The sequence below is a fragment of the Sphingomonas sp. DG1-23 genome, from assembly GCF_030730875.1.
GTDB lineage: Bacteria > Pseudomonadota > Alphaproteobacteria > Sphingomonadales > Sphingomonadaceae > Sphingomonas.
On record NZ_JAVAMA010000002.1, the window covers coordinates 321,429 to 347,671 of the forward strand.

Consider the following 26,243-nt stretch of genomic DNA (forward strand, 5'->3'; position numbering starts at 1 on the left):
TCAGTCGGCCAGCGCGCCGGCGACCGCGGCTTCGGCATGGAGGCGGGTGGTGTCGAACATCGGCACCGCACTGTCCTCCGGGCGCACCAGCAGCATGATCTCGGTGCAGCCGAGGATGATCGCTTCGGCACCGCGCTCGATCAGCCGGGCGATGATCTCGCGATAGGCCGCGCGCGATTCTTCGATGACCTTCCCCGCGACCAGCTCTTCGTAGATGATCCGGTGGACGATCGCGCGATCCGCGTCGCCGGGGACGATCACGTCGAGACCATGAGCGTCGGAAAGCCGGCCCTTGTAGAAATCCCGCTCCATCGTGAACGCGGTGCCGAGCAGGCCGACCTTGGCGAAGCCCCTCGCCTTGATCCGCCCGGCGGTGGGGTCGGCGATGTGGAGCAGGGGGATCCGCACTGCCGCCTGCACCGCGGGCGCCATGAGGTGCATGGTGTTGGTGCAGATCAGCAGCAGCTCGGCGCCTGCCGCTTCGAGACGCTGGGCGGCATCGACCATGCGCGCGGTCAGACTCTGCCAGTCGCCTTGATGCTGGAGCCTCTCGATCTCGGCGAAATCGAACGACCAGAGCAGGCATCGCGCCGAGGCGGTGGGACCGAGCCGATCCCGCACGCCCTGATTGAGGATGCGATAATATTCAGCCGAGCTCTCCCAGCTCATCCCGCCGATCAGACCGATCATTCGCATGGGTGGCTCCGGAATTGTCGCCTGAGTCGGATCAGGCCAGCGTCTTGGCCTCGATCCCCGCCAGCCTGAGGAAATTCGCCAGCATCGCATGGCCGTGCTCGGTGGCGATGCTCTCGGGGTGGAACTGGACGCCGTGAATCGGCAACTCGCGATGGCGGAAGCCCATCACCGAAGCGTCGTCGGCGGTGGCGTTGACGACGAGATCTTCGGGGATGTCGGTGACGATCAGCGAATGATAGCGGGTGGCGGTGAAGGGCGAGGGGAGCCCTTCGAACAGCCCGGTGCCGTCATGTTCGACCGGGCAGGTCTTGCCGTGCATCAGGCCGCCGCGGACCACCTGGCCGCCGAAATGCTGGCCGATCGCCTGATGGCCGAGGCAGACGCCCAGCAACGGCTTGCCCAGCTCGGCGCAGGCGGCGACGAGATCGAGGCTGATCCCCGCCTCGTTCGGCGTGCAGGGCCCGGGCGAGATCAGGAACGCCTGCGCGTTGCTCGCGATCGCGTCGCGCGCGGTGAGCGCATCGTTGCGGACGACCTGCACTTCGGCGCCGAGCTCCATCAGATAATGGACGAGGTTCCAGGTGAAGCTGTCATAATTGTCGAGAACGAGGATCATGCAGCTGCGGTTAAGGCGTTTCGCGCGATCTCACAATTGCCTTGGCGCGGCCATAGTGCGGCGGCAACGCCGGCGGCACAGAGGCGTTGACGTGCGTTCAAAGGAGTTTCCATGCTTTCTACCCTGCTCTTCGCCGCGCTGCTCGTCGGCCCCGCCGCGCCCCAGGACGGCGCGAAGGGCGACGGCCCGCCCAGCCGCGTGCGCTCGGTCCTGCTCTATGGCGACGAGCAATGCCCCAAGGCACAGAGCCCGGACGAGATCGTGGTGTGCGCCAATGCCGGCGAATCGCCCTATCGGATTCCCAAGCGCTTCCGCGAGCAGCCCAAGGAAGGGCCGGCCTCGAACGCATGGACCAATCGCGTGGAGAGCGTCGAGGAGTTCAACCGCGCCGGACTGCCCAACAGCTGCTCGCCGGTCGGCATTGGCGGCCAGACCGGCTGCACCCGCGCCGCGATCCGGCAATGGTATCAGGAGCGCGTCGACCAGAAGGCCAAGGCCGCGCGGGTGACGGGGCCAGAGAACTGAAATTATTCCCTCTCCCTTTGGGAGAGGGAGTTACTGCCCGAACCCTGCCTCGCTGGCCCGCGCCACTGCCTCGCGCGCGGCGGCGAACAGCGCCCCGGCCTTGGCTTCGCATTCGCGCTGCTCATAAGCGGGGTCCGAATCCGCGACGATGCCGGCGCCGGCCTGGACGTGCATCACCCCGTCCTTGACCAAAGCCGTACGCAGCACGATGCAGCTGTCCATCGAGCCGTCGGGCGAGAAATAGCCGACGCCGCCCGCATAGGGGCCGCGGGTCTCCGGCTCGAGCTCGGCGATGATCTGGCAGGCGCGGACCTTGGGCGCGCCGCTGACGGTGCCAGCGGGAAAGCCGGCGAACAGCGCATCGAGCGCGTCGCTGCCCGGGCGCAGCTTGCCGACCACGTTCGAGACGATGTGCATGACGTGGCTGTAGAATTCGACGGTGTAGCTGTCGGTGACGCGCACGCTGCCGGCTTCGGCGGCGCGGCCGACATCGTTGCGGCCGAGATCGAGCAGCATCAGATGCTCGGCGCGTTCCTTGGGATCGGCGAGCAGGCTGGCGCGGTTGGCCTCGTCCTCGGCGGCGGTCTTGCCGCGCGGGCGGGTGCCGGCGATCGGGCGGATGGTGATCTCGCCGTCGCGCGCGCGGACGAGGATCTCGGGGCTCGAACCGGTGAGCGCGAAGCCGGGCAGATCGAGATGATAGAGGAACGGCGAGGGATTGACCCGGCGCAGCGCGCGATAGAGCTCGAACGGCGGCAGTGCGAACGGCGTGGTGAAGCGTTGGGCGAGCACGACCTGGAAGATGTCGCCGGCGGCAATATAGTCCTTGGCGCGCGCGACCATCTCGCCATAGCGGCCGGGCGCGAGCACCGGAGTCAGCGCGACTTCGCCCGGGTCGGCGCGCACCGGCGCAGGGAGCGGCGCGGTGGCGAGGCGCGCGGCGGTGGCGTCGATGCGCTCGGCCGCGGCATCGATCAGCGCCTGCGGCGCGCGCGACGCATCGGGCCAGACCGGCGCGACGAGGAAGAGCGTGTCGGCGAGCCGATCGAAGATCAGGATCACCGTCGGCCGGACGAACATCATGTCGGGCACGCCGATCGGGTTCGGCGCCGGCCGCGACAATTTCTCGACCAGTCCCACGGTCTCGTAGCTGAAATAGCCGACGAGGCAGGCGAGCGCGCGCGGCAATTCCGCCGGCACGTCCATCCGGCAGCTCTGGACGAGGCTGCGCAGTGCCTCGAGCGTGGGCGTGGGGCAGGGCGCGAAGGCGTCGCGGTCGACCAGCCAATGCGGGTTGATCGCCGCCTCCGCCCCGGTCGCGCGGAACACGAGATCGGGGGCGAGGCCGATCAGGCTGTGACGGCCGCGGACCGAGCCGCCCTCGACAGATTCGAGCAGGAAATCGCCGCGCCCGGGCTCGACCAGCTTGAGCGCCGCCGCGACCGGAGTCTCGGTGTCGGCGACCTGACGGTGCCACAGCAGCGCCGGCCGGCCGGCGACGAGCGCCGCCCGTGCGGCTTCGACGCCCTGGATCACCTCAGCGTGCCGAGCCGGTGCGGCTCAGATCGGCGCGCAGCTGGGCGATCGCCTTGTCGTTGCGCGTGACCTTCAGGTGATTTCGGATCGAAGCGATGAACTGGCGCGCATATTCGGGGCCGATCTGCGGGGCGATGTCGCCGCGCACGCGCTGGATCGCGGCGGGGTCGTTCGCGGCGCTGTGCTCCTCGATCTTGTCGAGATAGACGACGTAATAGCCTTCGCGGTTCTGCCCCTCGACCAGTTTGGCCTTTTTGGGCGCCATGCTGAACGCCATCTGGAGATAGGGCGCCATGTTCGGGCCGAGCACCTCCTGCCGCTTGAAGTCGAAGGGCTTGGGCGGCGGGCCCTTGGTCACTCCGGCTTCGGCGAGCGCCTGCTGCATCGGCACGCCCTTTTCGAGCTTGGCGATCATCGCGCTGGCGACGGCGCGTGCCTTGGTGAGCGCCTGTTCGACAAGATAATCCTTCACCACCCGTTCGCGGATCTGGGCGAGCGGGCGCGGCGCGGCGGGAACGATCCGCTCGAGCCCGACCAATGCGAAGCTGCCATCGGCGCCCAGCGGCGCAATCTGCGGTTCGTCCCCCGGCTGCTCGATGCCGAAGCCTGCGCGCATCACCGCGGCGATCGCAGGATCGGGATTGAAGGCCTCGTCCTCCGGATTGGCGCCGGCGGCGGTCAGCGCGGGCGTGCGCTCGGCTATGAGCTTCGCGTCGGCCGCGGCCTCATCGAAATTCTTGCTGTCGGCGATGCCGTCCTCGATCGACTGGCGCAGCGTCACGAGCGTCTGGGCGAGCTTGCGCGCGCTGATCTCGCCGGCGAGTTCGGTGCGCGCCTGATCGAGCGTCTTCGCCGCGACCTGCTCGACCTTCTCGACCTGCAGCACGTGCCAGCCGAGCGGTGAGCGGACCGGGCCGGCCACGCCGCCCTGCGCAACGCCGAAAGCGGCGTCGGCGACCGCGGGCGCGGTCTGGCGCGCGAGGGCGGCCTTCTCGACGCCGTCGAAGCTGGTCGGCTCGAGGCCCGCAGCGGCCGCCGCGGCGGCGAGGGGCTTGCCGCCCTTCACTTCGCCGGCGACGCGGTTGGCGGTGGCCTGGTCGAGGAGCACGAGCTGGCGGACGCTGCGCTTCTCGGTGGCGGCGAAACGGGCGCCGGCCTTCTTGTACGCGTCGGCGATCTCGGCTTCGGTGGCGGCGGCGCCGGCGCGCAGCGCGTCGGGCTTGACCATCGCGTAGCGGACGATGCGGCGTTCGGGCACCATGTAGCGCGCGCGCTTGCCGTTGTACCAGGCGGTCAGCGTCTTGTCGTCGGGGTCGGCGCCCGGATCCATCGCGATGGTCGAGACCAGCCCGACGATCCCGGCGCGGCGCTCGAGCGCGAGCGAGGCATAAGGCAGGAGGACGCCGTTGGGGATCTGGTTGCCCAGCGTGCCGCGATTGACCAGCCAATTGCCGTAGCGCTCGTCGGTCATCTGCGCGCGAAACGTTACCGGGGAGATCCGGTTCTGCGACAGCAGATCCTCGAACTGCTTCTGGCTGAACTTGCCGTCGATCCCGAAGAATGCCGGATTGTTGGCGATCTCGCCGTCGATCAATTTCTTGCTGACCTGCATGCCCGAATCCTGCGAGAATTCGACCATCGCGACGCCGTTGATCATCTCGTTGAGCGTCAGTTCGAGCCCGCCTTGCGCGAGGAACTGCTCCATGGTCACGTTCTGCCCGTCGCGCTGGAGATTTCGCAGGAACAGATCGATCCGCTCGCGCACCTGGCGATCGGTGATCACGTGGCTGCCCACCTTGGCGACGACCTTGCCACCGTCGCCGCCTCCCGTGGCGCGGACGCCGGTGATGTCGCCCGCGGCGAAGGCGAGCGCGATCACCGCGAGGAAGACGAACACCGCGATCAGGCCAAAGCGCGACTTGGTGAAGCGGCGGAAGAAATTGAGCATGAAGGGCCGTTCGAAAGAGGGATTTGGCGTGCTTTAGGGCGCGGACGGGCTGCCTTCAAGCTTGTGCAGCGCGTGCGGCTTGGTATCGCCTGCCGCAAAACAGGAGGAGTGGGGACATGCGTCGCAAGCTGGTCGTCGGAAACTGGAAGATGCACGGGCTGAAGGCGCAACTCGGCGAAGTCGAGGCGATCGCGGCCGCCGCCGCGACCAACCCGCAGGTCGACGCCGCCCTGTGCCTTCCCTTCACCTTGATCGCCCCCGCGGTGGCGGTGGCCGGAGCGCTGCCGATCGGCGCGCAGGATGTGCATCCGGCCGACAAGGGGGCGCATACCGGCTGCATCTCGGGCGCGATGTTGCGCGAATGCGGTGCGACGCTGACGATCGTCGGCCATTCGGAGCGGCGCGCCGACCAGCATGAGACCAGCCATGACGTCTGGGCCAAGGCGGCGGCGGCGCGGCGGCACGGGCTGAAGGTGATCCTGTGCTGCGGCGAGACCGAGGCCGAACGCGAAGCCGGCCGTGCCGAGCGGATCGTCCAGTCCCAGATCGAGAAATCGCTTCCCGAAGGCGCGGCGGCCGACTGGCTGACGCTGGCGTACGAGCCGCGCTGGGCGATCGGCACGGGCAAGACCCCGACGCTCGAGGACATCGCCGCGATCCACGCGATAGCGCGCGCCAAGCTCCGCGCGATGGTGGGCGACGCGGCCGACGGGATTCGCATTCTCTATGGCGGATCGCTGACCGGGGCGAATGCGGCGGACATCCTCGCGGTCGACAATGTCGATGGCGCATTGGTCGGCGGGGCGAGCCTGACCGCGGAGAAATTCGTACCGATCATTCAGGCTGCGGCGTCGCTTTCCTGACCTGGCCGAGCGTGAGCAGCGCCGCCACGCTCGATGCGGCGGCGAGGCCGGCACCGACCAGCGCGCCGCCATGGAAGGCGGTGATCAGCTCGCGGCCGGCGCTGGCGATCACCGCGCCGGCGATCGCGGTGGCGATCAGCCCGCCGGTCCGCGCGATCGCGCTGTTGAACCCCGAGGCGGTGCCGGCATGTTTGTCGTCGACCGAGGCGAGCACTGCAGTGGTGAGCGGCGCAGCGACGCTCGACATGCCGATCGCGATGACGAGGCAGCCGGGGAACACCGAGGCCCAGTATGGTGCGCCCTCGTCGACCAGCACCAGCAGGGCGAAGCCGATCGCGACGACGAACGCGCCGATCGTCAGCGGCCAGCGCGGCCCGACCCTTGCGGTCAGCCGCCCCATCACCCGCGAGGCGAGTCCCATGCCGAGCGGCATCGGCAGCAAGGCGAGCCCCGCCTGGAGCGCCGAATAGCCGGCCGCCTCGATCAGCACATAGGGCAGGAGCAGCAGCACCCCGCCGAGCGCGCCGTAGAGCAGGAAGGTGAGCAGGGTCAGCCCGGCGAATGCGCGCGAGCCGAACATCGCGAACGGCATCATCGCGCGCGCGCCGCGACGATGCTCGATCCACAGGAACAGGGCAGTCGCGGCGCATCCGATCGCGAGGCCGACCGCGACGGTGGCGCCGAAGGCATGGTGGCTCGACCACAGGGTCAGCGCCCAGGTGACTGCGCCGAGGGCGACGGTCGCGGCGAACGCACCGGGCAGATCGAGCGGCAATTCGCCCTCGGCGCTCTCCTCGACATAGCGCAATGCGATCAGGATCGCAGCCGCCGCCACCGGTATGTTGACGTAGAAGATCGCCCGCCAGCCGATCGCGTCGACCAGCCAGCCGCCGAGCGGCGGCCCGACCGCGCCGGCGATCGCGCCGACCCCGGCCCAGGTGCCGATCGCCTTGCCGCGCGCCTCGCCGGTAAAGACGTGGCCGAGCGTGGCGAGACTATTAGGCAGCAGGATCGCGGCGCCGACGCCCTGCACTGCGCGCGCGGCGAGCAGCACGGTCAGGTCCGCCGCGAGCGCGCAGGCGATCGAGGCGAGCGCGAAGATCGCGATCCCGACGACGAGCAGCTTGCGCCGCCCGAAATGGTCGCCCGCCGCACCGCCGATCAGCAACAGCGCCGACAGCGGCAACAGATAGGCGTTGATCGTCCATTGCAGCTCGGCCGGCGTGGCGCCCAGATCGGCGCCGATCGCCGGCAAGGCGACATTGGTGACCGATCCGTCGATGAAGGCGAGGCTCGACGCGAGGATGCAGGCGACGAGCGTGAGCCTGGGGTGCGGGGCTGACATGGCGGCAGGCTAGCAGGGTTGCCCGCGCGGCGGGAGCGCCCGCGTGCGGGAGGGCGCGTGCGGTCAAGCTGCTGAATCGTTGCAAGAAACGCAATCGGGCCTGCGTTCGCTGCTATATTTGACTATGTTCAGGCGCGCTGCCCCGGCCGTCGCTATCCGCACCGAGCAGAATCAGGCGATTCTGGTCGAGCAGTTTCGCGCCCTGCGTCAGCAGGTGCCGCTGATGTACGCGTTGATGATGGTCGATGCGGCCTTCCTCAGCTTCGCGTCGCACGGCACGGTGAGCGTGTGGTGGAGCTTGGGAATGCCGGTGGTGCTGGCATTGCTCGGCGGCGTACGCGCCGCTTTCTGGCTGCGCCGGCGGGGCGCCGTGCCCGACCCTGAGCAGATCCCGCGCTATCTGATCGGGACCACCATCGTCGCGATGGCGCTCAGCCTCGGCTTCGGCGGCTGGGGACTGGTCCTCTATATCCAGGCCGATCTGGTGCGCCGCGCCTGCATTGCGCTCTACATCTTCATCGGCGCGATCAGCTGTTGCTATTGCCTCCAGTCGCTGCCGCGGGCCGGCCATGCGGTTCTGCTGTGTGGCGCCGCGCCGGTCACGCTCTGCCTGCTCTTCTCGCCGGACTGGTTCCTGCGCGGGGTCGGCTTCAACATCCTTGTCGTGACCGCGGTGATCCTGCGGATGCTGCAGGCAAGCCATGTCGGCTTCATCGAAGTGCTGACCTCGCGCGCCGATATGGCGACCGAACAGCGTCGCGCGCAGGGCGCCGAGCAGCGTGCGCATCAGCTCGCCTATCACGACCCGTTGACCGGGCTGCCCAATCGCCGCGCGCTCGCCGAGGCGCTGGAGAGCCGGATGACCGGAGACGCGCCGCTCGGGCTGCTGATCCTCGATCTCGATCGCTTCAAGTCGATCAATGACGTGTACGGCCATCCTGCCGGCGACCAGTTGCTGCGCGACGTCGCGACGCGGCTCGGCGCGATGACGGGCGCGCACGCGACCAGCTATCGTCTCGGCGGGGACGAGTTCGCCGTGATCGTCGATTCGGACGGCGAAGGCGCGCGCCGCGTCGCGCACGCCATCGTCCAGGCGATGCTCAAGCCTTTTGCCGGGTCCGATCTGGTCCACCATATCGGCGCCAGCGTCGGTATCTCGCTCTATCCGAACGACGCCGCCGACCGCGAGACGCTGATGCGGCGCGCCGACATCGCGCTCTACAAGGCCAAGCAATCGGGGCGCAGCCAGCATTGCGCGTTCGAGCCGATGCTCGACGCCGAGATCCGCCGCCGCGCCGAAATCGAGCGCGAACTGCGCGAGGCGATGACGACCGACGCTTTCGTGCCGCATTATCAACCGATCGTCGATCTCGCGAGCGGCGCGGTGATCGGCTACGAATTGCTCGCGCGGTGGCAGCGCGGCGATCGTGACGAGATCGGGCCCGAGCAATTCATCCCGATCGCCGAGGAATGCGGGCTGATCAACGTGCTGATGCTCCGGCTGCTCCGGCGTGCCTGCCGCGAGACGCGCGACTGGGACATCGGCATCTCGATCAACGTGTCGCCGACCCAGCTCAAGGATCCGTGGTTCAGCCAGAAGGTTCTGGCGGTGCTGACCCGCGAGCGCTTCCCGCCGCCGCGGCTGACCATCGAGATCACCGAGAATGCGCTGATCATCGACGCCGACAGCGCCCAGCAGACGATCGCCTCGCTCAAGAATCAGGGCATCCAGCTGGCGCTCGACGATTTCGGCACCGGCTATTCATCGCTCCAGCATCTGCAGATGCTGCCGTTCGACCGGCTCAAGATCGATCGCAGCTTCGTGACCTCGATGGAGCGAGATCCCGCGGCGATGCGGCTGGTCCACGCGATCATCACGCTCGCCAACACGCTGGGGCTGCCGGTGGTGGCCGAAGGGATCGAATCGGCCTCCACCGCGCGCACGCTCGCCCGGCTCGGCTGCGCGATGGGGCAGGGCTTCCATTACGGCTATCCGATGTCGGTCGAGGACATCGCCCAAACCGGCGCGGCTCAGCCGGCGTAGCGGTCCTTCAGCACCTTCCACGTCGCGCGCAGGCTGACGGCCTCGGCGCCCTTGGGCCGGCCGGGCTTGGGGCTGCCATTCCAGCAGAAGATGTCGAAATGCGCCCATTGCGCCTTTTCGGGGGCGAATTCCTTGAGGAACAAGGCGGCGGTGATCGCGCCGCCGAACGGCCCTTCGGCCGCATTGACCAGATCGGCGACGTCGGACTTGAGCGCCTCCTTGTACGGATCGTAGAGCGGCATCCGCCACATCGGATCGGCCTCGGCCTCGGCCGCGGCAAGCAGGTCGGCGGCGAGAGTCTCGTCATTGGCGAACAGCGCCTGGAGGTCGGCGCCCAGCGCGACGCGCGCGGCGCCGGTCAGGGTCGCGAAGTCGAACACCAATTCGGGGTTGCTTTCGGCCGCCTTGGTCAGCGCGTCGCCGAGGATCAGCCGGCCCTCGGCATCGGTGTTGCTGTTCTCGACCGACAGGCCCTTGCGCGAGATCATCACGTCGCCGGGGCGCGTGGCCTCGCCGTTGATCGAATTCTCGACTGCGGGGACGAGCATGTGGAGGCGCACCGGCAGGCGGTGCTGCATCACCAGTTCGGCGAGCGCGAGCGCGTGCGCGGCGCCGCCCATGTCCTTCTTCATCAGCCGCATTCCCGCGGCGGGCTTGATGTCGAGCCCGCCGGTGTCGAAGCACACGCCCTTGCCGATGATGGCGATGCGCGGATGCTCGGGATTGCCCCATTCGAGCTCGATCAGCCGCGGCTCGCGGCCCTCGCCGGCGGCCTTGCCGACCGCCCAGAGCATGCCATAGCCCTTCTCGACTTCCTTGCCCTTGGCGACGGTCAGCGTCGCGCCATATTCCTTGGCCAGATCGGCGGCGGCGGCCTCGAGATCGGCGGGCCCCATGTCGTTGGCGCCGGTGTTGATCCGGTCGCGCAGCTTGAAGGTGACCGCGGCGAGGCGCAGCGCCTCTTCCATCCGGGCGGGATCGCCGGTGAGCAGCACCCGCGGCCCTTGCGCCTTGTCGTCCTTCTTCTTGTAGCGGTCGAACCTGTACTGCGCGGTGAGCCAGCCATGGAGCGCCTTGCCCGGCTCGCGGCCCTCGACGCGGTAAATGCCCTCGGGCAAGGTCTCGGCGAGCTTGGCGAGGCACCACGGCGTCAGCCGCTCGACATTGGCGACCACGCTGACCACCGACCAGTCCTCGGGTCCGTCGCCGGGGAGGATCGCGCTCGAATAGCCGACCGGCGCGAGCTTCTGCGCCTGCGCGGCGGTGCGATGCCGCGGCGGCTGGGCGGCGAGCCAGGCGTCATAGCCCTTGGCGTCGATCAGATGGATGGTGCGCGCGGGCTGGCCGCGGTCGGGTTGAATCAGCGAGGAGAGATCAGGCATGGCCGTGATCTAGGGTCGCAAGGCCGCTCCGCCTAGCCCCTGCCGCCAAGATGAAATTTTGTTCATTTCGGAACTGGCCCCGCGCCCGGCTGGTTGCCCCAACGCCCTGACGCTTCCTGCCCGGCGGAAGCGCCGCGTTCGCGGGAGACAGCGTGTGACCGATATTCGTGGCTATTCCGAACCGCCGTCCGTGCGCGATGATGGCGCGATCCTCGGCGCGCAAACGCGATGGGGAAGCTGGCTGTCGATCCTCGTCGGCGGACTCGTCGCGCTGATCGGGCTGGTGCTCGCGATCGGCGGCGTGTGGCTCGCTTTGCTCGGCGGGTCGCTTTACTACCTGCTCGCCGGCGCGGCGATGATCGTCTCGGGTGTGCTGCTGGTCCGCGGGCGGACGACGGGCGGGTGGCTGTATCTCGCTATCGTCGTGCTGAGCCTGGTCTGGGCATGGTGGGAAGTCGGCGCCAATGGCTGGGCGCAGGTGCCGCGGGTGATCGCGCCGGTGGTGCTGCTGCTCGGCGTCATCGCGGCGATGGCGACGCTGAGCCGTCGTCCGGATCGCTGGCGGTTGGCGGCGGCGGGCGCCTCGACCGCGCTGGTGCTCACCGCGACGAATTTCTGGGTCGCCGCCACGAACGCGCCCAACCCCGTGCTCGCGGGCCTGCCCGCGGCGGGAACGCAGGGAATGGCCGATCCCTCCGGCCAGCAGGTCGGCGCCGACTGGCCGGTCTATGGCGGCACCACCAGCGCGCGGCGCTATTCGCCGCTGACCCAGATCAACGCGGAGAATGTCGGCAAGCTCGAGCGCGCCTGGACGATCCACACCGGCGACTTGCCGTCGTCGCCCCAGATCCGGGGCACCTATGGCGCCGAGAACACCCCGCTCAAAGTCGGCGACAGCCTGTACCTCTGCACGCCCAAGAACATCATGATCGCGCTCGATCCGGCGAGCGGCAGGGAGCGCTGGCGCTACGACCCCAAGGTGCCCGACAATGCGATTCCCTACACTGCGGCCTGCCGCGGCGTGGTCTATTATGCGGTTCCCGGCATCGCGGCGGACCAGCCCTGCGCGACGCGGGTGATCGAGGGCACGCTCGATGCGCGGCTGATCGCAGTCGATGCGCGCTCGGGCCGGCTCTGCGCCGATTTCGGCACCAACGGCCAGGTCGACGCCAAGCTCGGCATGGGCAAGGTCCCCGACGGCTTCGTCTCGATCAATTCGCCGCCGACTTTGGTGCGCGGCGTGCTGGTCACCGGGCATCAGGTGCTCGACGGTCAGGATCGCTGGGCGCCCTCGGGCGTGATCCAGGGCTTCGACGCGCGCACCGGCCAATTGCGCTGGGCGTGGGACATGATGCGACCCGAATGGAACGGCTATCCGCCGCAGGGGCAGGAATGGACCCGCGGCACGCCGAACATGTGGACGATGGCCTCGGGCGACGAGCAGCTCGGGCTGGTCTATCTGCCGATGGGGAATGCCGCGGCGGACTATTATTCGTCGCTGCGCCGTCCGCAGGAAAACGAATTCGCCACCTCGCTGGTCGCGCTCGACGTCGCCACGGGCAAGCCGCGCTGGCGCTTCCAGGCGGTGCGCAAGGACGTGTGGGATTACGACTTCGGCGCGCAGGCGACCCTCGTCGACTACAAAGGCACGCCGGCGCTCGTCCTGCCGTCCAAGCAGGGCGACATCTATGTGCTCGATCGCCGCACCGGGCGGCCGCTGACTCCGATCGGCGAAATGCGGGTGCCCGGCGGCGGGGTGGAGCCCGACCAACGCGCGCCCACCCAGCCGGTGTCGCTGTGGCACACGCTTCGCAAGCCCGATTTGGCCGAGCGCGACATGTGGGGCATGTCGCCGATCGACCAGATGATCTGCCGCATCCAGTTCCGCCGGGCGAGTTACAAGGGCTTCTTCACTCCGCCCGAGGCCGACCGGCATTCGATCGAGTATCCCGGCTATAATGGCGGGACCGATTGGGGCGGGATCGCGGTCGATCCGGCGCGCGGGGTGATCGTCGCCAATTACAACGACATGCCCAACTACGTCCGGCTGGTGCCGCGCGCCGAGGCCGACAAGCTCGGCTGGGCGCCGCGCGATCAGGCCCGCGGCAATATCGGCGGGGCGGAAGGCGCGGGCGATCCGCAGGCCAACACGCCTTTCGCGATCAACGTCAATGCCGGCTGGCGGCTGCCCTTCACCGGCATGCTGTGCAAGCAGCCGCCTTATGGCGGGATTCGCGCGATCGACATGGCCACCGGCAAGACGATCTGGGACCGCGCGTTCGGCGAAGCGCGGACCAACGGCCCGTTCGGCATCCCGTCGATGCTGCCGATCACGATCGGCACGCCGAACAATGGCGGAGCGGTAGTGACCGCAAGCGGGCTGATCTTCGTCGCGGCGGCGACCGACAATCTGATCCGCGCGATCGACCTGCGGACCGGCAGGACGGTGTGGAAGGACGTGCTGCCCGGCGGGGGGCAAGCGACGCCGATGACCTATGAGATGAACGGCAAGCAATATCTCGTCCTCTATGCCGGCGGGCACCATTTCATGGAGACGCCGGTGAGCGACGAAGTGGTGGCCTATGCGCTGCCGTCCTGAACCGGGTGCGCCTTCACATAGTCGATGAACGCGCGCAGCGGCGCGGGGACGAGGCGACGCCCCGGATAATATAGAAACGGGCCGGGAAAGCGCTCCCACCAATCTTCGAGCACCGGCACCAGCGCGCCGCTGTCGAAATGCGGGCGCAGCAGATCCTCGAACGACGTGACGATGCCGGCGCCGGCGATCGCGCTGGCGATCAGCAGATCGAAGGCGGTGCTGAGGCTGACGACCAGCGGGCCGGCGGGTTCGACGCGGACGGTCTCGCCCTGGCGGGTGAACTCCCAGGGGACGAGTCCGCGATTGGCGAAGCGGCCGCGCAGGCAGGCATGGTCCAGCAGGTCGCGCGGATGTGCGGGCACGCCGCGGCGGGCGAGATAGCCGGGCGCCGCGCCGGCCGCGAAACGCTGGACGCGCGGGCCGATCGGAACCGCGATCATGTCCTGTTCGAGACGTTCGTCATAGCGGATACCGGCGTCGCAACCCGAAGCGAGCAGGTCGACGAAATTGTCCTCGGCAACGATCTCGAGCTGGATCTCGGGATAGGCGTCGAGAAAGCCGGGCAGGATCGTCGGGAGAATCAGTCGCGCGGCGATCACCGGCACGTTGAGCTTGAGCGTGCCTGCCGGCCGGTCGCGGAACCGGTTGACGATATCGAGCGCCGCCTCGACTTCGCCGAGTGCAGGGCCGAGCCGTTCGAGCAGCCGTGCGCCTGCTTCGGTCGGCGCGACGCTGCGCGTGGTGCGATGGAGCAAGCGAACGCCGAGCCGGGTCTCGAGCCGCCGCACCGCTTCGCTGAGACCCGAGGCGCTGGCGCCCGTCGCCCGCGCCGCCTCGCGAAAGCCTTTCGCGCGCGCCACCGCGAGGAACGCGTTCAAATCGCCGAGGTCGACGTCCATTGTCCGAAAATCCGCACAGCCCGTGCCGATTATGGCTGATTATCGTTCGTGCGCGCAAGGCTTAGCTGGGCGGCGTTGCAAAAGGAGTTCGACCGATGACCGACTATCCGATGACCTGGGCGCTGGGCGACCATATTGTGAACCGCGTCGGATATGGCGCGATGCAACTCGCCGGGCCGGGGGTGTTCGGCCCGCCCAAGGATCGCGACGCGGCAGTCGCGGTGCTGCGCGCGGCGATCGTCGCGGGCGTCGATCATATCGATACCAGCGACTTTTATGGCCCCCATGTCACCAACCAGATCATTCGTGAGGCGCTGCACCCCTATTCCGACGATCTGGTGATCGTCACCAAGGTCGGCGCGCGGCGCGGTGCCGATGCGTCGTGGCTGCCCGCGTTCAGTCCCGACGAGATCGAGGCGGCGCTGCACGACAATCTGCGCAATCTCGGACTCGAGACGATCGACACGGTCAATCTTCGGATCATGGGCGCGATCCACGGCCCGGGCGAGGGGCCGATCGCACCGCAATTCGAACGGCTGGCGAGGCTGCGCGAACAGGGCCTGGTACGGCATCTTGGCGTCAGCAATGCCACTGCGGCCCAGATCGCCGAGGCGCGCAGCATCGCCCCGGTCGTCTGCGTGCAGAACCATTATAATCTCGCGCATCGCGACGACGAAGCGCTGATCGACATGCTGGCCGAGGCCGGGATCGCGTATGTGCCGTTCTTCCCGTTGGGCGGATTCTCGCCGCTCCAGTCGGGCGCGCTCGATCGGGTCGCGGCGGACCTCGCGGCGACGCCGATGCAGGTCGCGCTGGCGTGGCTGCTCCAGCGCGCGCCGAACATCCTGCTGATCCCGGGCACCTCCTCGCTGACGCATCTGCGCGAGAATCTGGCGGTGCGTGATTTGAAGCTGCCGGCGGAGGCAGTGGCGGCGCTCGACGCCATCGCCGGCTAGCGTGCGATCGGCCTCACCTTGGGCGCGCACATCGCCAGCGCACGATCGATGATGTGGACCAGACGCCGGCGGCCCTCGGCAAGACCGGCGGCGTCGTCGCCGCGATCGAGCGTCTCGAAGTTGAGATAGTCGAGTCCGTGGAGCACCGCGTAATTGGACAAGGATCGATCGCTGGCGACGACGCGCTCCTGCACCACGTTGAAGTCGGCGGCGATCATTCCGTCGCGGCAAAAGGCGGCGGAAGGGGCGTCTCCGGTCCGGTACGTGGCGAAAGCGACGGTGTCGTCATCGTCCCACGGCCAGGCGCGGCGCCGTGACGGGCTGGGCGTCAGCGTGTCGTCGCAATAGCGGATCGAGATCACCCCCTGGCCCGAGGGATCGGACTGGTTGCAGCGCGATTCGCCCGTGTCGAAGCCCCGCGCATTGGTGTGGAGCGCGATGATCGGCATGCCGCGGCGCAGGTCGGCGAGGATGCGGCGGGCATAGCCGGGCAGGGCAGTGTCGAAATTGCGGTTGGGATCGACGGGGCGGCCATAGTCGACCGCTCGGTTCATGCGCAGGCCGTCCTCGGCGATCCCGGTATCGACTGCTATCAGCGTGCCGCCATATTTGCGGACCGCCTCGAGCGCCGCTTCGAAGCCGGCATTCTCATTGTCGTGCGGCACGAACCACAAGGGGCCGCGGCGATGCCGGACGTTGGCGATCCGCCACAATCGCCACGCCGCGCGCTCCTCGCGAAACTCGATGCGACTGACTGTCAGACCCCGCCACTCGGCGGGATCGCGATGGCGGGCGAAATCGTCGTCCGGCGCCGTCAGTGGGTCGGTGGGGATGACGCGGGTATCGGGGTCTCCCGCAGCCGCGCTGGCCAGCGCCAGCCAGATGAGGCCGGAGAGGAGGGGGCGTCGCAACGTCAGCGATCCAGGCGCGCGACGCGCCGACCAATCCCGTAGCGATCGGTGATCGGCAGCGGTGGACGAAGCGATGGCATGTTGCACTATTCCTCATGCAAGCATTGCTGAACCAGCGTGTTGTTGAGATTTATGCAGGGCGCGGCAAGATGCCATTGCCGGTTGTTCGGGGAGGCATGGCGCGCGCGCATGGGTTTCCGCAGTGCTTGGAGTGCCACTGCTGGCGGGCTGCGGCCAGCAGGCCGTGCCGAATGCGTATCAGGGCGCCCCTGATGTGACGGAGGGGATACGCGCTTTCGCGGACGTCGCGCGCGCCCGGACGTCCCTGCCTGAATTGCTGGAAATCGTCGGCTATGACCGGACGGTCGCGTCGGATGACGACGAGGAGCCGCCTGTCGCGATATTGTGTGATGCGGACAAGTTCCGCTTGTCGATACGCGCGTCAACCGGCGGGGGCCCGAATGCCCGGGCGGCTGGGCGACACGCGTCGATCTCGATTATGATCCCAGGCGCGAGAGCGTCTCGGTCATGGAGCAGGCCTGGTCCTTCCCAGACCTGCAGGGGAATCAATCGGTGAATCGCGAGCGCAGCGTACGACGCTATGAAGCGCCGCACTCGCTGAGCATGTGGGACTCACGGCGAGACGACCGCAAGCGCGAGACGGTTCCGCCCGCTCAGGGAAGCGGCACGCCGTAAAGGTCGTGCTCGTCGGCATCCTCGATCGTCACGCGGACGATATCGCCCTGGTTGAGATGCCCCGCGTCGCGGAGGAATACCTCGCCGTCGATCTCGGGCGCGTCGGCCTGGCTGCGGCCCGTGGCACCATCCTCGCCGACCTCGTCGATGATCACTTCGAGCGTGCGGCCGATCTTCGCCTGGAGCTTGGCCGCGCTGATCGCCGCGGTCTTCTCCATGATCCGGGCGTAGCGCTCTTCCTTGACTTCCTCCGGCACCGGATCGGGGAGCAGGTTCGCCGACGCACCCTCGACCGGCTCGAAGCGGAACGCGCCGACACGGTCGAGCCGGGCTTCGTCGAGCCAGTCGAGCAAATATTGGAAATCCTCCTCGGTCTCGCCGGGGAACCCGACGACGAAGGTCGAGCGGATCGTGATGTCGGGCGCGATCGCCCGCCAGCCGCGCAGCCGCTCGAGCACCTTGGCCTCGTTGGCGGGGCGGCGCATGCGGCGCAGCACATTGGGCGCGGCGTGCTGGAACGGGATGTCGAGATAGGGGAGGACCAGCCCCTCGGCCATCAGCGGGATGACATGGTCGACATGCGGATAGGGATAGACATAGTGCAGCCGTACCCATGGCGCGATCTTGCCGAGCTCGCGGGCGAGATCGGTCATGTGGGGCACCACTTCCTGCCCCTTCCACATCCGCGGCTCCTTGCGGATGTCGACGCCGTACGCCGAAGTGTCCTGGCTGATCACCAGCAATTCCTTCGTGCCGGCCTCGACCAGTTTCTCGGCTTCGCGGAGGATCGCGTCGGGACGGCGGCTGACCAGATCGCCGCGCAGGCTCGGGATGATGCAGAAGGCGCAGCGATGGTTGCAGCCCTCGGAGATTTTCAGGTAGCTGTAGTGGCGCGGAGTCAGCTTGAGCCCGGCATCGGGCACGAGATTGACGAAGGGCGAGGGCGGCATCGGCGCCGCCTCGTGCACCGCGCCGACGACTTCCTCATATTGATGCGCGCCGGTGACCGCGAGCACGTTGGGGAAGCGCGCGCGGATGACCTCGGCTTCCTTGCCCATGCAGCCGGTGACGATGACCCGGCCGTTCTCGGCGATGGCCTCGCCGATCGCCTCGAGGCTCTCTTCCTTGGCGGAATCGAGAAAGCCGCAGGTGTTGACGAGCACGATGTCGGCGCCCTGATAGTCGGGCGACATCGCATAGCCGTCGCTGCGCAGCTTGGTGAGGATGCGTTCGCTGTCGACGAGGTTCTTCGGACAGCCGAGCGACACCATCCCGATGCGCGGGGAGTCAGGGAGTTTGGTTGCCATGATTGGCGGGCGACATAGGGATTTTGGGGGAAATTGCTAGCCGGGGGTTTTGCGCATGGTTCACGATCGTGCCGGTGTGACCGGAAGAGGCGATGCAGTTTCTCAGGCTGCGGAGGTCGGAGACCCTGACGGGAACGACCGCTTCCGCCCTGTCATGGACATTGACTACTTCAACCGTCACCCCGGACCTGTTCCGGGGTCCACCGGGCGGCAACTCAAGAACTTCGAGGCAAATGCCATCGGGTGAGGCGTGGTGGATCGGCACAAGGCTGGGGTGACGATCGCGGTTTGATGACCGCTCTCCAACCGATCCCGATCATTCGTGTTTCATGTGGCCGCAGCCTCAGGCCGACACGGGTGCCCGGAACAGGAAGAACGCCCCCGTTGCGATCAGCGCGAAGCCGATCAGATGGTTCGCGGTGATCTTCTGACCGAGATAGAGGATCGAGAAGACCGCGAACACCGCGAGGGTGATCACTTCCTGCATCCCTTTGAGCTGCGCCGCCGAATAGAAATTGCTGCCCCAGCGGTTCGCCGGCACGGCGAGGCAATATTCGAAAAAGGCGATCCCCCAGCTGACGAGGATCACTGCGAGCAGCGGCTTGTCCTTGAACTTGAGATGGCCGTACCAGGCGAAAGTCATCAGGATGTTCGAACCGACCAGCAGCAGGATCGGCAGGACGCGAGCGAGGAAAGTGGCAGGCATGCAGCGACCATCATGGCCCCGGGCGAAGGGTCAAGCATGAAAAGCGCGACGCACGACGAACTGGTGGGACAGCTTCGCGCGCTCGGGGTGCGCGAAGGCGGGGTGCTGCTGGTACATTCGAGCTTTCGCGCGGTGCGGCCGGTGGCGGGCGGCCCGCTTGGGCTGATCGCCGCGCTGCGGGCGGCGCTCGGCCCGCAGGGCACGCTGGCCATGCCCTCCGCGACCGGCGACGACGATGTGCCGTTCGACCCCGCGATTACCCCCAATCGCGACGATCTCGGCATCCTGCCTTCGCTGTTCTGGCAGCAGCCGGGCGTGATCCGCAGCGCGCATTTCGACGCAGTGGCGGCGATCGGTCCCGAGGCGCGCTGGATCACCGGCGGGCCGTTCGTGTTGCCGCCCGCGGCGCCGGGCAGCGCGATCGACCGCATCCGCGAGGCCGGCGGGGCGATCCTGCTGCTCGGAGTCGGGCATGACGCCAACACCATGCTGCATCTCGCCGAATTGCTGGGCGGCGCGCCGTATCGCAGCGACTTCCATTATACCGCCGCCGATGGCGCGCAGGTCCATTATGGCGAGAATGACAGCTGCTGCGAAAAATTCGCGCTCGCCGACGGCTGGTTGCGTGCCGAGGGGCTCCAGCGCGAGGGGCGGGTAGGCAATGCCGAAGCGCGATTGTTCGATGCCGAGGCTCTGATCCGGGTGGCGGTGCCGCGGATCCGGGCGGATCCGCTGATCTTCCTCCACGATGCCGCGGAGAATTGCGAGGAATGCGACGAAGCCCGGGAGAACCTCGCGATCAGCCGGTGACGATCTCGACGATCAGGTCGCCCGCCTGCAATGCCCTCGCCTCGGGCGCCTTGTGGCCGAAATGCGCGCCGTCGCGATAGATGCGGACGCCGAGTCCCGTCTCGATCGCGGCGAGCGGCTTGCCGATTTCCTCCGCCCGCACCGGGCGCTCGGCGAGCTCGACCTCGCCGTGATAGGAAGCGAGGTCCATCAGATAGCCTGAAAGATGCGGCCCCTGGCACGAGCCGGCGAGCAACAGCCCGGCGAAGCTCACCGGATTAACCACCGTCGTCGCGCCGGCGGCACGCGCGGGCAACTCGTTATCCTCGTTGCGGACGATGACGCTGATCGGGATCGCGGCGGCGAGGTGGCGGGCGGTGAGGGTTATCAGGATCGAGGTGTCGTCGCGCCCCGCGCAGACGATCATCGATTCGGCGCACTCGATCCGCACGTCCTTGAGAATCTGGTCGCGCGTCGCATCGCCCTGCAGCACGGTGCATCCGCACTCCCTGGCGCGGCCGAGCCGATTCTCGTTCTGGTCGATCACGACGATGCTGCCGCGATCCCTGCCGCGCGCGATCAGTTCGTCGACGGTTTCCGAGCCGGTGGTGCCGTAACCGGCCACGATGATATGCCCCGAAAGGGTTCGCTGGATCACTGCCATACGCCATTTGTCCCAGGTGCGCTTGAGCACGAAATTATAGGCGGTGCCGAGGAAGAGCAGCACCACGAAGACGCGGATCGGCGTGACCACGAACGCGTCGAACATCCGTGCCGAGGTGCTGACCGGCACGATGTCGCCATAGCCGGTGGTGGTCACCGAGATCGACGTGAAATAGAGGATGTCGAGGAAGCTCACCGATCCGTCGGCGGTGTCCTTGAGCCCGTCGCGCTCGATCCAGTGGACGCCCACCGCCAGCCCGAGCAGGGCAAGCACCGCCAGCACCCGCCAGCCGATCGACACCCACACCGGCAGGCTCGATTTGCGCTTGAGCGTCGCGGGGGGGAGCACGGGCATTCTGCGCTTCTATCCCCTCCCTGCAAGGCAGGGGCAAGGGGAAGGTTCATCGATCCTCCCCGCCAGGGGAGGACTAATCTCGCCGCGCGGGCAGCCTCGACATCGGATCGACAGGGGTGCGCCCCTGACGGATCTCGAAATGAAGCTCGGGACGGTCGGCGAAACCCGAATTGCCGGAGAGCGCGATCATCTGGCCCTTCTTCACCGACTGGCCGCGCTGGACGAGCAATTGTCCGGCATGGCCGTACACCGTCGTCGTGCTGTTGCCGTGCTTGACGATCACCAGCCCGCCCAATGCCGGCACGTCGCTGCCGACATAGGCGACGACGCCGTCGGCGGCGGCGAGCACCGGCGTGTCGAGCGGGACGGCGATCTTGATGCCGTCGTTGCGCTCGCCGCTCTTGCCGGGACCGAAGCGCTTGACGATCGTTCCCTTGGCCGGCCACGCGAACTGGCCCGCGATACGCGTGCTCGGCGTCGCCACCGGAGTCGTCGCCGGCAGGACGCGCGCGGAGGAGGGCGTGGGCCTCGCGGGCCTCGCATTCGCCGCCAGCGCGGGTTCGCCGCCGGTGAGGATGTCGTCGATGTCGAGATGGAAGCGCGCGGCGCGCTCCTCGATCGTCTCGGGGCGGCTGCCCGGAACCAGCAGCCGCTGGCCGGTCCGCAGGATATACGGCTCGGCGAGCGCGTTGGCCGAGACGATCCGCGACCAGGCGACTCCATAGGCGCGGGCGATCGCAATGCCGGTCTCGCCGGCGCGGACGAGGTGATAGCGCCCGCCGGGGATGCTCAGCCGCTGGCCGGGCTGGATGACGAAGGGTGCCGCGAGATTGTTGGCGCGGGCGATCGCTTCGGAGCCGGCGCCGGTCCGAATCGCAATGGTGCGCAGCGAATCGCCCGACTGGACGACATAGGTCGAGCTCGTCACCTGCCGCGCATCGGCAGTGACCCGGCGCGCCTCCCAGGCGGGCGGCGGCGCGGGCAAAGCGCGCACGTCCTGATCGAGCGAGCGGCGCTCGAACTGCTCCTGCGGTCGATTTTGCTCGGGCGCGTCATAGCTGCGCGCGCCTCGTCCGGCCTCAGCCGGTATGCAGCCTGACATCAACACGACGCCGAACAGCAGTGCCCCCATTCGGCGCATTGCGAACCCCCTTACCCCTTAACAATTTAATAAGGTAAACCTCGGGGCTTAACAATAGACCGACTTGAGACTTTCCAGCGAGTTGCGGTGGGTGAGATCGAGATGGAGCGGGGTCACCGTGATCCATCCCTGCTCGATCGCCTCGAGATCGGTCTCGGGATCGGGGGTGTGCGGCAGGCGGCTCATCGCCAGCCAATAATAAGGAAATCCGCGCGGATCGACGCGCTTGTCGAGCCCGGCCCGGCCATAATCGCGCAGACCCTGCGCGACCGGCTTGATCCCCTTCACGGCATCGGCGGGAACCGACGGAAAGTTGATGTTGACCAGGGTGCGCGGCGCCCAGGGCGCGTCGAGCAACGGGCGCAGCGCGCGTTCGCCCCAGGCCTCGGCGGTGTCGAACGGGACCTGATCGCCCATGCCGGTGCGCTCGTAACGCTGGCTGAGCGCGACCGAGCGGATGCCGGCGAGGGCGCCTTCCATCGCAGCCGAGACGGTGCCCGAATAGCTCACATCCTCGCCGAGATTGCCGCCGCGATTGACTCCCGAAAGCACGAGATCGGGCGGCGAACCTTTCATCGCCTCGCCGAGTGCGAACATCACGCAGTCGGTCGGCGTGCCGCGAACCGCATAGCGCCTGTCGTCCATGCGGCGGACGCGGAACGGCTCGGTCAAAGTGAGCGCACGGCTCTTGCCCGATTGCTCCTCGGCAGGCGCGACCACCATGATGTCGTCGGAAATCGTCCGCGCGATCCGCTCGAGCACTGAGAGCCCGCGCGCGTGAATGCCGTCGTCATTGGTGAGCAGGATGCGCATCTTCTAATTCCTCCCCGAGCGAGCACGGGGAGGAATGAGGGCCGCCCTCACTTCGCCTCCAGCCGGTTGAGCCCGCCGAGATAGGGCTGCAGCACCTCGGGCACCGCCACCGAGCCGTCCGCCTGCTGATAATTCTCGACCACCGCGACCAAAGTCCGCCCCACTGCGAGTCCCGAGCCGTTGAGCGTGTGGACGAAGCGCGTCGCCTTCTCGCCCTCGGGGCGGTAGCGCGCGTTCATCCGGCGCGCCTGGAAGTCGGTGCAGGTCGAGCAGGACGAGATCTCGCGATAGCGCGCCTGGCCGGGCAGCCACACTTCGAGATCATAGGTCCGCGCTGCCGAGAAGCCCATGTCGCCGGTGCAGAGCTTCATCCGGCGGAAAGCGAGGCCGAGCTTGTCGAGAATGTTCTCGGCGCAGGCGGTCATCCGCTCGTGCTCGGCCTCGGACTGGTCGGGGGTGGTGATCGAGACCATCTCGACCTTCTCGAACTGGTGCTGGCGGATGTAGCCGCGGGTGTCGCGCCCCGCCGAGCCCGCCTCGGAACGGAAGCAGGGCGACAGCGCGGTGAAGCGCAAAGGCAGCATCGCTTCGGGCAGGATCTGCTCGCGCACGCTGTTGGTCAGGCTGACTTCGGAGGTCGGTATCAGCCAGCGGCCATCGGTGGTGTGGAAGCTGTCCTCGGCGAATTTGGGGAGCTGGCCGGTGCCGAACATGGCCTCCTCGCGCACCAGCAGCGGAACCACCGCCTCCTCGAAACCGTGCTCGCGGGTCAGCGTATCGAGCATGAACTGGCCGAGCGCGCGGTGGAGCCGGGCGGTGCTGCCGCGCAGGAAAGTGAAGCGCGAGCCCGCGAGCAATGCCCCGGTCTCGAAATCGAGCCCCAGCGCCGGGCCGATCGCGTCATGCTCCTTCGCCTCGAAGCTGAAGCTGGGCAGGGTGCCGCGTTCGTGGACGAGCGCATTGTGTTCCTCGTCGGCGCCTTGCGGAACGTCGGCGAGGGGCAGGTTCGGGATTGCCGCAAGCAGGCTGGTCAGCTCCGCGCCGGCGGCCTTTTCCTCGGCGTCGATCGCCGGCATCCGCTCCTTGAGCGCCGCGACCTCGGCCATCAGATCGGTCGGGTCGTCGCGCCGCGCCTTGGCCGCGCCGATCGCCTTCGACGCTTCGTTGCGGCGCGCCTGGGCGGTCTGCGCCTCGGTGATCAGCGCGCGGCGGCGCTCGTCGAGCGCGAGCAGTTCGGCCGATCGCGGCGCGAGCCCGCGCTTCGCCAGTCCGGCGTCGAAGGCCTCGGGATTTTCGCGGATGAAGCGGATGTCGTGCATGGCCGGGCGTATGACTGCGCGCGATGGCCGGCGCAACCCTGAGCCCCATGGCTGCGTTGGAGATGCAACGAAACCAAGGAGACGAGACATGCTGGTTCCGCACGATACAGTCGTGGTGGTCGCGGATGGCCGGAAGATGCTGTTCCTCAGGAACGAAGGCGATGCCGAATATCCCAACCTGCAGGTCGAGAAGAAGGTGGTCGACAAGCACAATCCCGCGCACAGCGAGCAGGCGACCGACCTTGCCGGCGGCGCGATGGGCACCCGCACCGCAGGCGGCGCTTGGGGCGGCGGCAATATGGAGGAAGTCGATTTCCACCAGCTCGAGGAAGATCGCTTCGCCGCCGAGACGGCGGCGCTGCTCAAGAAGCGCGCGCTCGCCAACGAGTTCGAATCGCTGATCATCATCGCGCCGCCGCGAACGCTGGGCGAGTTGCGCAAACATTATCACAAGGAAGTGAGCGACCGGCTCAAGGCCGAGATCGACAAGGATCTGACCGGGCACACCGTGCCGCAGATCGAGGAGGCGCTTGCCAGGGCGGACTAGCCGTCGTGCCAGGGATACCCTGCGCGTCGACCCTGACAGACAAGGTCGGCGCGTAGCGCCTTGACCTCCCCTCGCGTCACGGAGATGGTAATCTCTTGCGAAATGGGGGGTGTAATGAAGCGTGTTTTAATCGGTGTCGCTTTTGCATTGCTGGCGGCGATGCCGGGCGCGGCAAATGCTCAGGATGCTTGGGCAATGCAGCGCAAGATATTGTATCTCTACCCCACCGCCGGGGGATTCTCGTTCAAGCTGGACGGCGCGCAAGTGAACCCCGGTAGTCCGTGCGACGCGAACCGAATGATCTTGCCGCTCGGCGCGCCGAACTACGATGCTATTATCGGCTCGATCATGCTGGCGTTTTCATCGAACTACGTCGTCGATGTGGCATATGATTCCAGTACGGTGTCCAGTTGTGACACCGTGGTCAATCGCGTTGTAGTATATCGAAGAGCCTGATTGTCCCGCCGCTGGTCGGAAGGAGGTCCTGCACAATCCGGTTGGCCCGTGCTCCCGCTTGCACAGGAGCACGGGATCATGCGCCGGCCGAATCGGCTTTCTTCCTGGCCCAGCGCTTGCGGGCGATCAGCGCCGCGGCCGCGCCGCCGAACAGCAGGACCATCGGCGGGGCGGGGACCGGCTCGGGGCCGCCCGACGAGCCGCTCGATCCGTGATGGCCGCTCGATCCGCCGCAATGCTTGCCCCATTTGCAGCCCCAGCCGCTGGAGGTGCTCCAGCCGCTCGACGTGCTCCAGTTGCCGCTCGAAGAAGTGCTCGACGAAGTCGAGGACGAAGTGGACGACGAGGTCGACGAAGAAGTCGAGGACGAAGTCGACGAGCTCACCCCGCTCGACGTCGAGGTCGAGGAGCCGCCGGTCGAAGTCGAAGTCGACGAGCCGCCGGTCGAGGTGGACGAGCCGCCCGACGACGTGCTGGTCGACGAGCCCCCGCTCGAAATCTCGATATTGATGCCGCTGCTGCCGGAGCTGCTGCCCGAGCTGCCGAAGAAGCCGCCGGCGAAGAAGCCGCCGCCGAAGCCGCCATAGCCGCCCGAACCGCCGACCACGCCGGCTGCCGCGCTGCTCGCGGCCGCCACCACCGGCATTTCGCGCGGCGGAAGCGGGATGGGGGCGCCCTGAGTCGTCACGACGACGACCTGCGGCTGGGCCTGGGTGGTGGTGGTGGTGACGCGGCGGACGAGCTTCTTGCGTACGGTGCCTGCCACGGCCGCCTTGCGGACGACGCGCTTCTTCGCGACCGTATATTGCTTCACCACGCTGGGCTGCGTCACGCGCTCGACGGCATAGACGCCGCCGCCGCCGATGACTGCGCCGCCACAGGCACATGCGCAGAGTTTCGCCAAGGCCATGCGAACCGACATGATGTCCCACTCTTCCTGTTGCTGGCGCCTCGCTCCCCACGGAACCGTCAGCAGCTTCTGCGCCCTCAATGCGCAAGAAACGCAAAACAAACTATTAAGCGCAAGCGAAACGAGCGCCATTTACCCTGTTCTTGGACGGTTTTTTGCGTTCCCGGCGCAGAGCTTATGGTTAATGTACGGTTTCGGTACGGTTCTCGCGCGGGCAAGGT

At 67.7% G+C, this 26,243-nt stretch carries 23 protein-coding genes; 8 read left to right on the forward strand and 15 right to left on the reverse strand.

Going from position 1 to position 26,243, the window contains the following annotated elements; all coding sequences use genetic code 11:
• On the reverse strand, positions 1-696 hold the full coding sequence (locus Q9Q95_RS04600; RefSeq protein WP_306094286.1) for an aspartate/glutamate racemase family protein: 696 nt from the start codon (positions 694-696) through the stop codon (positions 1-3).
• 31 nt (positions 697-727) lie between these two features.
• On the reverse strand, positions 728-1,312 hold the full coding sequence (locus Q9Q95_RS04605) for an aminodeoxychorismate/anthranilate synthase component II (protein ID WP_306094288.1): 585 nt from the start codon (positions 1,310-1,312) through the stop codon (positions 728-730).
• Between the two features lie 111 nt (positions 1,313-1,423).
• On the opposite strand from Q9Q95_RS04605, the gene Q9Q95_RS04610 reads away from it, so the two are divergent.
• Positions 1,424-1,837 carry a hypothetical protein gene (locus Q9Q95_RS04610; protein ID WP_306094290.1) on the forward strand — a complete coding sequence of 138 codons (414 nt, stop codon included), beginning with the start codon at positions 1,424-1,426 and terminating at the stop codon, positions 1,835-1,837.
• Positions 1,838-1,867: 30 nt separating this feature from the next.
• Here Q9Q95_RS04610 and trpE read toward each other — a convergent pair whose 3' ends face one another.
• Positions 1,868-3,373: an anthranilate synthase component I gene (gene trpE / locus Q9Q95_RS04615; RefSeq protein ID WP_306094292.1), complete on the reverse strand. Its 1,506-nt coding sequence runs from the start codon at positions 3,371-3,373 to the stop codon at positions 1,868-1,870.
• Between the two features lies 1 nt (position 3,374).
• Positions 3,375-5,321, reverse strand: a complete 1,947-nt coding sequence (locus Q9Q95_RS04620; protein ID WP_306094295.1) for a peptidylprolyl isomerase — start codon at positions 5,319-5,321, stop codon at positions 3,375-3,377.
• A 116-nt stretch (positions 5,322-5,437) separates the two neighbouring features.
• Between Q9Q95_RS04620 and tpiA the strand changes: the two genes are divergently transcribed.
• The gene (gene tpiA, locus Q9Q95_RS04625) at positions 5,438-6,184 is read left to right on the forward strand and encodes a triose-phosphate isomerase (RefSeq protein ID WP_306094297.1); all 747 of its coding nucleotides are present in this window, start codon (positions 5,438-5,440) and stop codon (positions 6,182-6,184) included.
• On the opposite strand, the gene Q9Q95_RS04630 is transcribed toward tpiA, so the two are convergent.
• Positions 6,156-7,529: an MFS transporter gene (locus tag Q9Q95_RS04630; protein WP_306094299.1), complete on the reverse strand. Its 1,374-nt coding sequence runs from the start codon at positions 7,527-7,529 to the stop codon at positions 6,156-6,158. The two genes, tpiA and Q9Q95_RS04630, sit on opposite strands and share 29 nt — an antisense overlap.
• Positions 7,530-7,653: 124 nt before the next feature.
• Here Q9Q95_RS04630 and Q9Q95_RS04635 point away from each other — a divergent pair, with 124 nt between their 5' ends.
• Positions 7,654-9,573, forward strand: coding sequence for a bifunctional diguanylate cyclase/phosphodiesterase (locus tag Q9Q95_RS04635; protein WP_306094300.1), 1,920 nt, complete (start codon positions 7,654-7,656; stop codon positions 9,571-9,573).
• Here the strand turns inward: Q9Q95_RS04635 and Q9Q95_RS04640 are convergent.
• Positions 9,561-10,955, reverse strand: coding sequence for a M17 family metallopeptidase (locus Q9Q95_RS04640; protein ID WP_306094302.1), 1,395 nt, complete (start codon positions 10,953-10,955; stop codon positions 9,561-9,563). The two genes, Q9Q95_RS04635 and Q9Q95_RS04640, sit on opposite strands and share 13 nt — an antisense overlap.
• Positions 10,956-11,196: 241 nt before the next feature.
• Between Q9Q95_RS04640 and Q9Q95_RS04645 the strand changes: the two genes are divergently transcribed.
• Complete coding sequence (locus Q9Q95_RS04645) at positions 11,197-13,554, forward strand: membrane-bound PQQ-dependent dehydrogenase, glucose/quinate/shikimate family (protein ID WP_371876690.1); 2,358 nt, start codon at positions 11,197-11,199, stop codon at positions 13,552-13,554.
• Here Q9Q95_RS04645 and Q9Q95_RS04650 read toward each other — a convergent pair.
• Complete coding sequence (locus tag Q9Q95_RS04650; protein WP_306094304.1) at positions 13,536-14,453, reverse strand: LysR family transcriptional regulator; 918 nt, start codon at positions 14,451-14,453, stop codon at positions 13,536-13,538. The genes Q9Q95_RS04645 and Q9Q95_RS04650 overlap by 19 nt on opposite strands.
• Before the next feature lie 95 nt (positions 14,454-14,548).
• Between Q9Q95_RS04650 and Q9Q95_RS04655 the strand changes: the two genes are divergently transcribed.
• Positions 14,549-15,409 carry an aldo/keto reductase family oxidoreductase gene (locus Q9Q95_RS04655; RefSeq protein ID WP_306094306.1) on the forward strand — a complete coding sequence of 287 codons (861 nt, stop codon included), beginning with the start codon at positions 14,549-14,551 and terminating at the stop codon, positions 15,407-15,409.
• Here the strand turns inward: Q9Q95_RS04655 and Q9Q95_RS04660 are convergent.
• The 3 genes from Q9Q95_RS04660 to Q9Q95_RS04670 all read right to left on the reverse strand — a co-directional run bounded on the left by Q9Q95_RS04660 (position 15,406) and on the right by Q9Q95_RS04670 (position 19,029).
• Positions 15,406-16,320, reverse strand: a complete 915-nt coding sequence (locus Q9Q95_RS04660) for a hypothetical protein (RefSeq protein WP_306094307.1) — start codon at positions 16,318-16,320, stop codon at positions 15,406-15,408. The two genes, Q9Q95_RS04655 and Q9Q95_RS04660, sit on opposite strands and share 4 nt — an antisense overlap.
• A 674-nt stretch (positions 16,321-16,994) precedes the next feature.
• Positions 16,995-18,323 (reverse strand): 30S ribosomal protein S12 methylthiotransferase RimO, encoded by a 1,329-nt coding sequence (gene rimO / locus Q9Q95_RS04665; RefSeq protein ID WP_306094310.1) that lies wholly within the window; start codon positions 18,321-18,323, stop codon positions 16,995-16,997.
• A 343-nt stretch (positions 18,324-18,666) separates the two neighbouring features.
• Positions 18,667-19,029 (reverse strand): DMT family protein, encoded by a 363-nt coding sequence (locus tag Q9Q95_RS04670; protein ID WP_306094312.1) that lies wholly within the window; start codon positions 19,027-19,029, stop codon positions 18,667-18,669.
• Between the two features lie 36 nt (positions 19,030-19,065).
• Between Q9Q95_RS04670 and Q9Q95_RS04675 the strand changes: the two genes are divergently transcribed.
• Positions 19,066-19,839 carry an AAC(3) family N-acetyltransferase gene (locus Q9Q95_RS04675; protein WP_306094314.1) on the forward strand — a complete coding sequence of 258 codons (774 nt, stop codon included), beginning with the start codon at positions 19,066-19,068 and terminating at the stop codon, positions 19,837-19,839.
• Here Q9Q95_RS04675 and Q9Q95_RS04680 read toward each other — a convergent pair.
• The 4 genes from Q9Q95_RS04680 to serS form a co-directional block, all read right to left on the reverse strand.
• Positions 19,829-20,836: a TrkA family potassium uptake protein gene (locus tag Q9Q95_RS04680; protein WP_306094316.1), complete on the reverse strand. Its 1,008-nt coding sequence runs from the start codon at positions 20,834-20,836 to the stop codon at positions 19,829-19,831. The genes Q9Q95_RS04675 and Q9Q95_RS04680 overlap by 11 nt on opposite strands.
• A 73-nt stretch (positions 20,837-20,909) precedes the next feature.
• Positions 20,910-21,977 carry a M23 family metallopeptidase gene (locus Q9Q95_RS04685; protein ID WP_306094318.1) on the reverse strand — a complete coding sequence of 356 codons (1,068 nt, stop codon included), beginning with the start codon at positions 21,975-21,977 and terminating at the stop codon, positions 20,910-20,912.
• A 48-nt stretch (positions 21,978-22,025) separates the two neighbouring features.
• Positions 22,026-22,790, reverse strand: coding sequence for a 5'/3'-nucleotidase SurE (gene surE / locus Q9Q95_RS04690; RefSeq protein WP_306094319.1), 765 nt, complete (start codon positions 22,788-22,790; stop codon positions 22,026-22,028).
• A 47-nt stretch (positions 22,791-22,837) separates the two neighbouring features.
• Entirely contained in the window at positions 22,838-24,109 is a 1,272-nt protein-coding gene (serS, locus tag Q9Q95_RS04695; protein ID WP_306094320.1) for a serine--tRNA ligase, read from the reverse strand.
• Positions 24,110-24,197: 88 nt separating this feature from the next.
• Here serS and Q9Q95_RS04700 point away from each other — a divergent pair, with 88 nt between their 5' ends.
• Complete coding sequence (locus Q9Q95_RS04700) at positions 24,198-24,656, forward strand: host attachment family protein (RefSeq protein ID WP_306094322.1); 459 nt, start codon at positions 24,198-24,200, stop codon at positions 24,654-24,656.
• 114 nt (positions 24,657-24,770) lie between these two features.
• Complete coding sequence (locus Q9Q95_RS04705; RefSeq protein ID WP_306094324.1) at positions 24,771-25,112, forward strand: hypothetical protein; 342 nt, start codon at positions 24,771-24,773, stop codon at positions 25,110-25,112.
• Positions 25,113-25,188: 76 nt separating this feature from the next.
• On the opposite strand, the gene Q9Q95_RS04710 is transcribed toward Q9Q95_RS04705, so the two are convergent.
• A complete protein-coding gene (locus tag Q9Q95_RS04710) occupies positions 25,189-26,034 on the reverse strand; it encodes a hypothetical protein (protein ID WP_306094326.1) in 846 nt (281 codons plus the stop codon).
• Positions 26,035-26,243 lie beyond the last annotated feature (209 nt).

Excerpts from the sequence above, each read along its gene's own strand:
- Q9Q95_RS04710 (WP_306094326.1), bottom strand. The coding sequence starts at position 26,034 with ATGTCGGTTCGCATGGCCTTGGCGAAACTCTGCGCATGTGCCTGTGGC.
- Q9Q95_RS04610 (WP_306094290.1), top strand. The coding sequence starts at position 1,424 with ATGCTTTCTACCCTGCTCTTCGCCGCGCTGCTCGTCGGCCCCGCCGCG.
- Q9Q95_RS04630 (WP_306094299.1), bottom strand. The coding sequence starts at position 7,529 with ATGTCAGCCCCGCACCCCAGGCTCACGCTCGTCGCCTGCATCCTCGCG.
- Q9Q95_RS04705 (WP_306094324.1), top strand. The coding sequence starts at position 24,771 with ATGAAGCGTGTTTTAATCGGTGTCGCTTTTGCATTGCTGGCGGCGATG.
- Q9Q95_RS04620 (WP_306094295.1), bottom strand. The coding sequence starts at position 5,321 with ATGCTCAATTTCTTCCGCCGCTTCACCAAGTCGCGCTTTGGCCTGATC.
- serS (WP_306094320.1), bottom strand. The coding sequence starts at position 24,109 with ATGCACGACATCCGCTTCATCCGCGAAAATCCCGAGGCCTTCGACGCC.
- Q9Q95_RS04685 (WP_306094318.1), bottom strand. The coding sequence starts at position 21,977 with ATGCGCCGAATGGGGGCACTGCTGTTCGGCGTCGTGTTGATGTCAGGC.
- Q9Q95_RS04700 (WP_306094322.1), top strand. The coding sequence starts at position 24,198 with ATGCTGGTTCCGCACGATACAGTCGTGGTGGTCGCGGATGGCCGGAAG.
- Q9Q95_RS04605 (WP_306094288.1), bottom strand. The coding sequence starts at position 1,312 with ATGATCCTCGTTCTCGACAATTATGACAGCTTCACCTGGAACCTCGTC.
- Q9Q95_RS04655 (WP_306094306.1), top strand. The coding sequence starts at position 14,549 with ATGACCGACTATCCGATGACCTGGGCGCTGGGCGACCATATTGTGAAC.
- Q9Q95_RS04670 (WP_306094312.1), bottom strand. The coding sequence starts at position 19,029 with ATGCCTGCCACTTTCCTCGCTCGCGTCCTGCCGATCCTGCTGCTGGTC.
- Q9Q95_RS04675 (WP_306094314.1), top strand. The coding sequence starts at position 19,066 with ATGAAAAGCGCGACGCACGACGAACTGGTGGGACAGCTTCGCGCGCTC.
- Q9Q95_RS04640 (WP_306094302.1), bottom strand. The coding sequence starts at position 10,955 with ATGCCTGATCTCTCCTCGCTGATTCAACCCGACCGCGGCCAGCCCGCG.
- Q9Q95_RS04600 (WP_306094286.1), bottom strand. The coding sequence starts at position 696 with ATGCGAATGATCGGTCTGATCGGCGGGATGAGCTGGGAGAGCTCGGCT.
- Q9Q95_RS04680 (WP_306094316.1), bottom strand. The coding sequence starts at position 20,836 with ATGCCCGTGCTCCCCCCCGCGACGCTCAAGCGCAAATCGAGCCTGCCG.
- rimO (WP_306094310.1), bottom strand. The coding sequence starts at position 18,323 with ATGGCAACCAAACTCCCTGACTCCCCGCGCATCGGGATGGTGTCGCTC.
- Q9Q95_RS04650 (WP_306094304.1), bottom strand. The coding sequence starts at position 14,453 with ATGGACGTCGACCTCGGCGATTTGAACGCGTTCCTCGCGGTGGCGCGC.
- Q9Q95_RS04635 (WP_306094300.1), top strand. The coding sequence starts at position 7,654 with ATGTTCAGGCGCGCTGCCCCGGCCGTCGCTATCCGCACCGAGCAGAAT.
- tpiA (WP_306094297.1), top strand. The coding sequence starts at position 5,438 with ATGCGTCGCAAGCTGGTCGTCGGAAACTGGAAGATGCACGGGCTGAAG.
- surE (WP_306094319.1), bottom strand. The coding sequence starts at position 22,790 with ATGCGCATCCTGCTCACCAATGACGACGGCATTCACGCGCGCGGGCTC.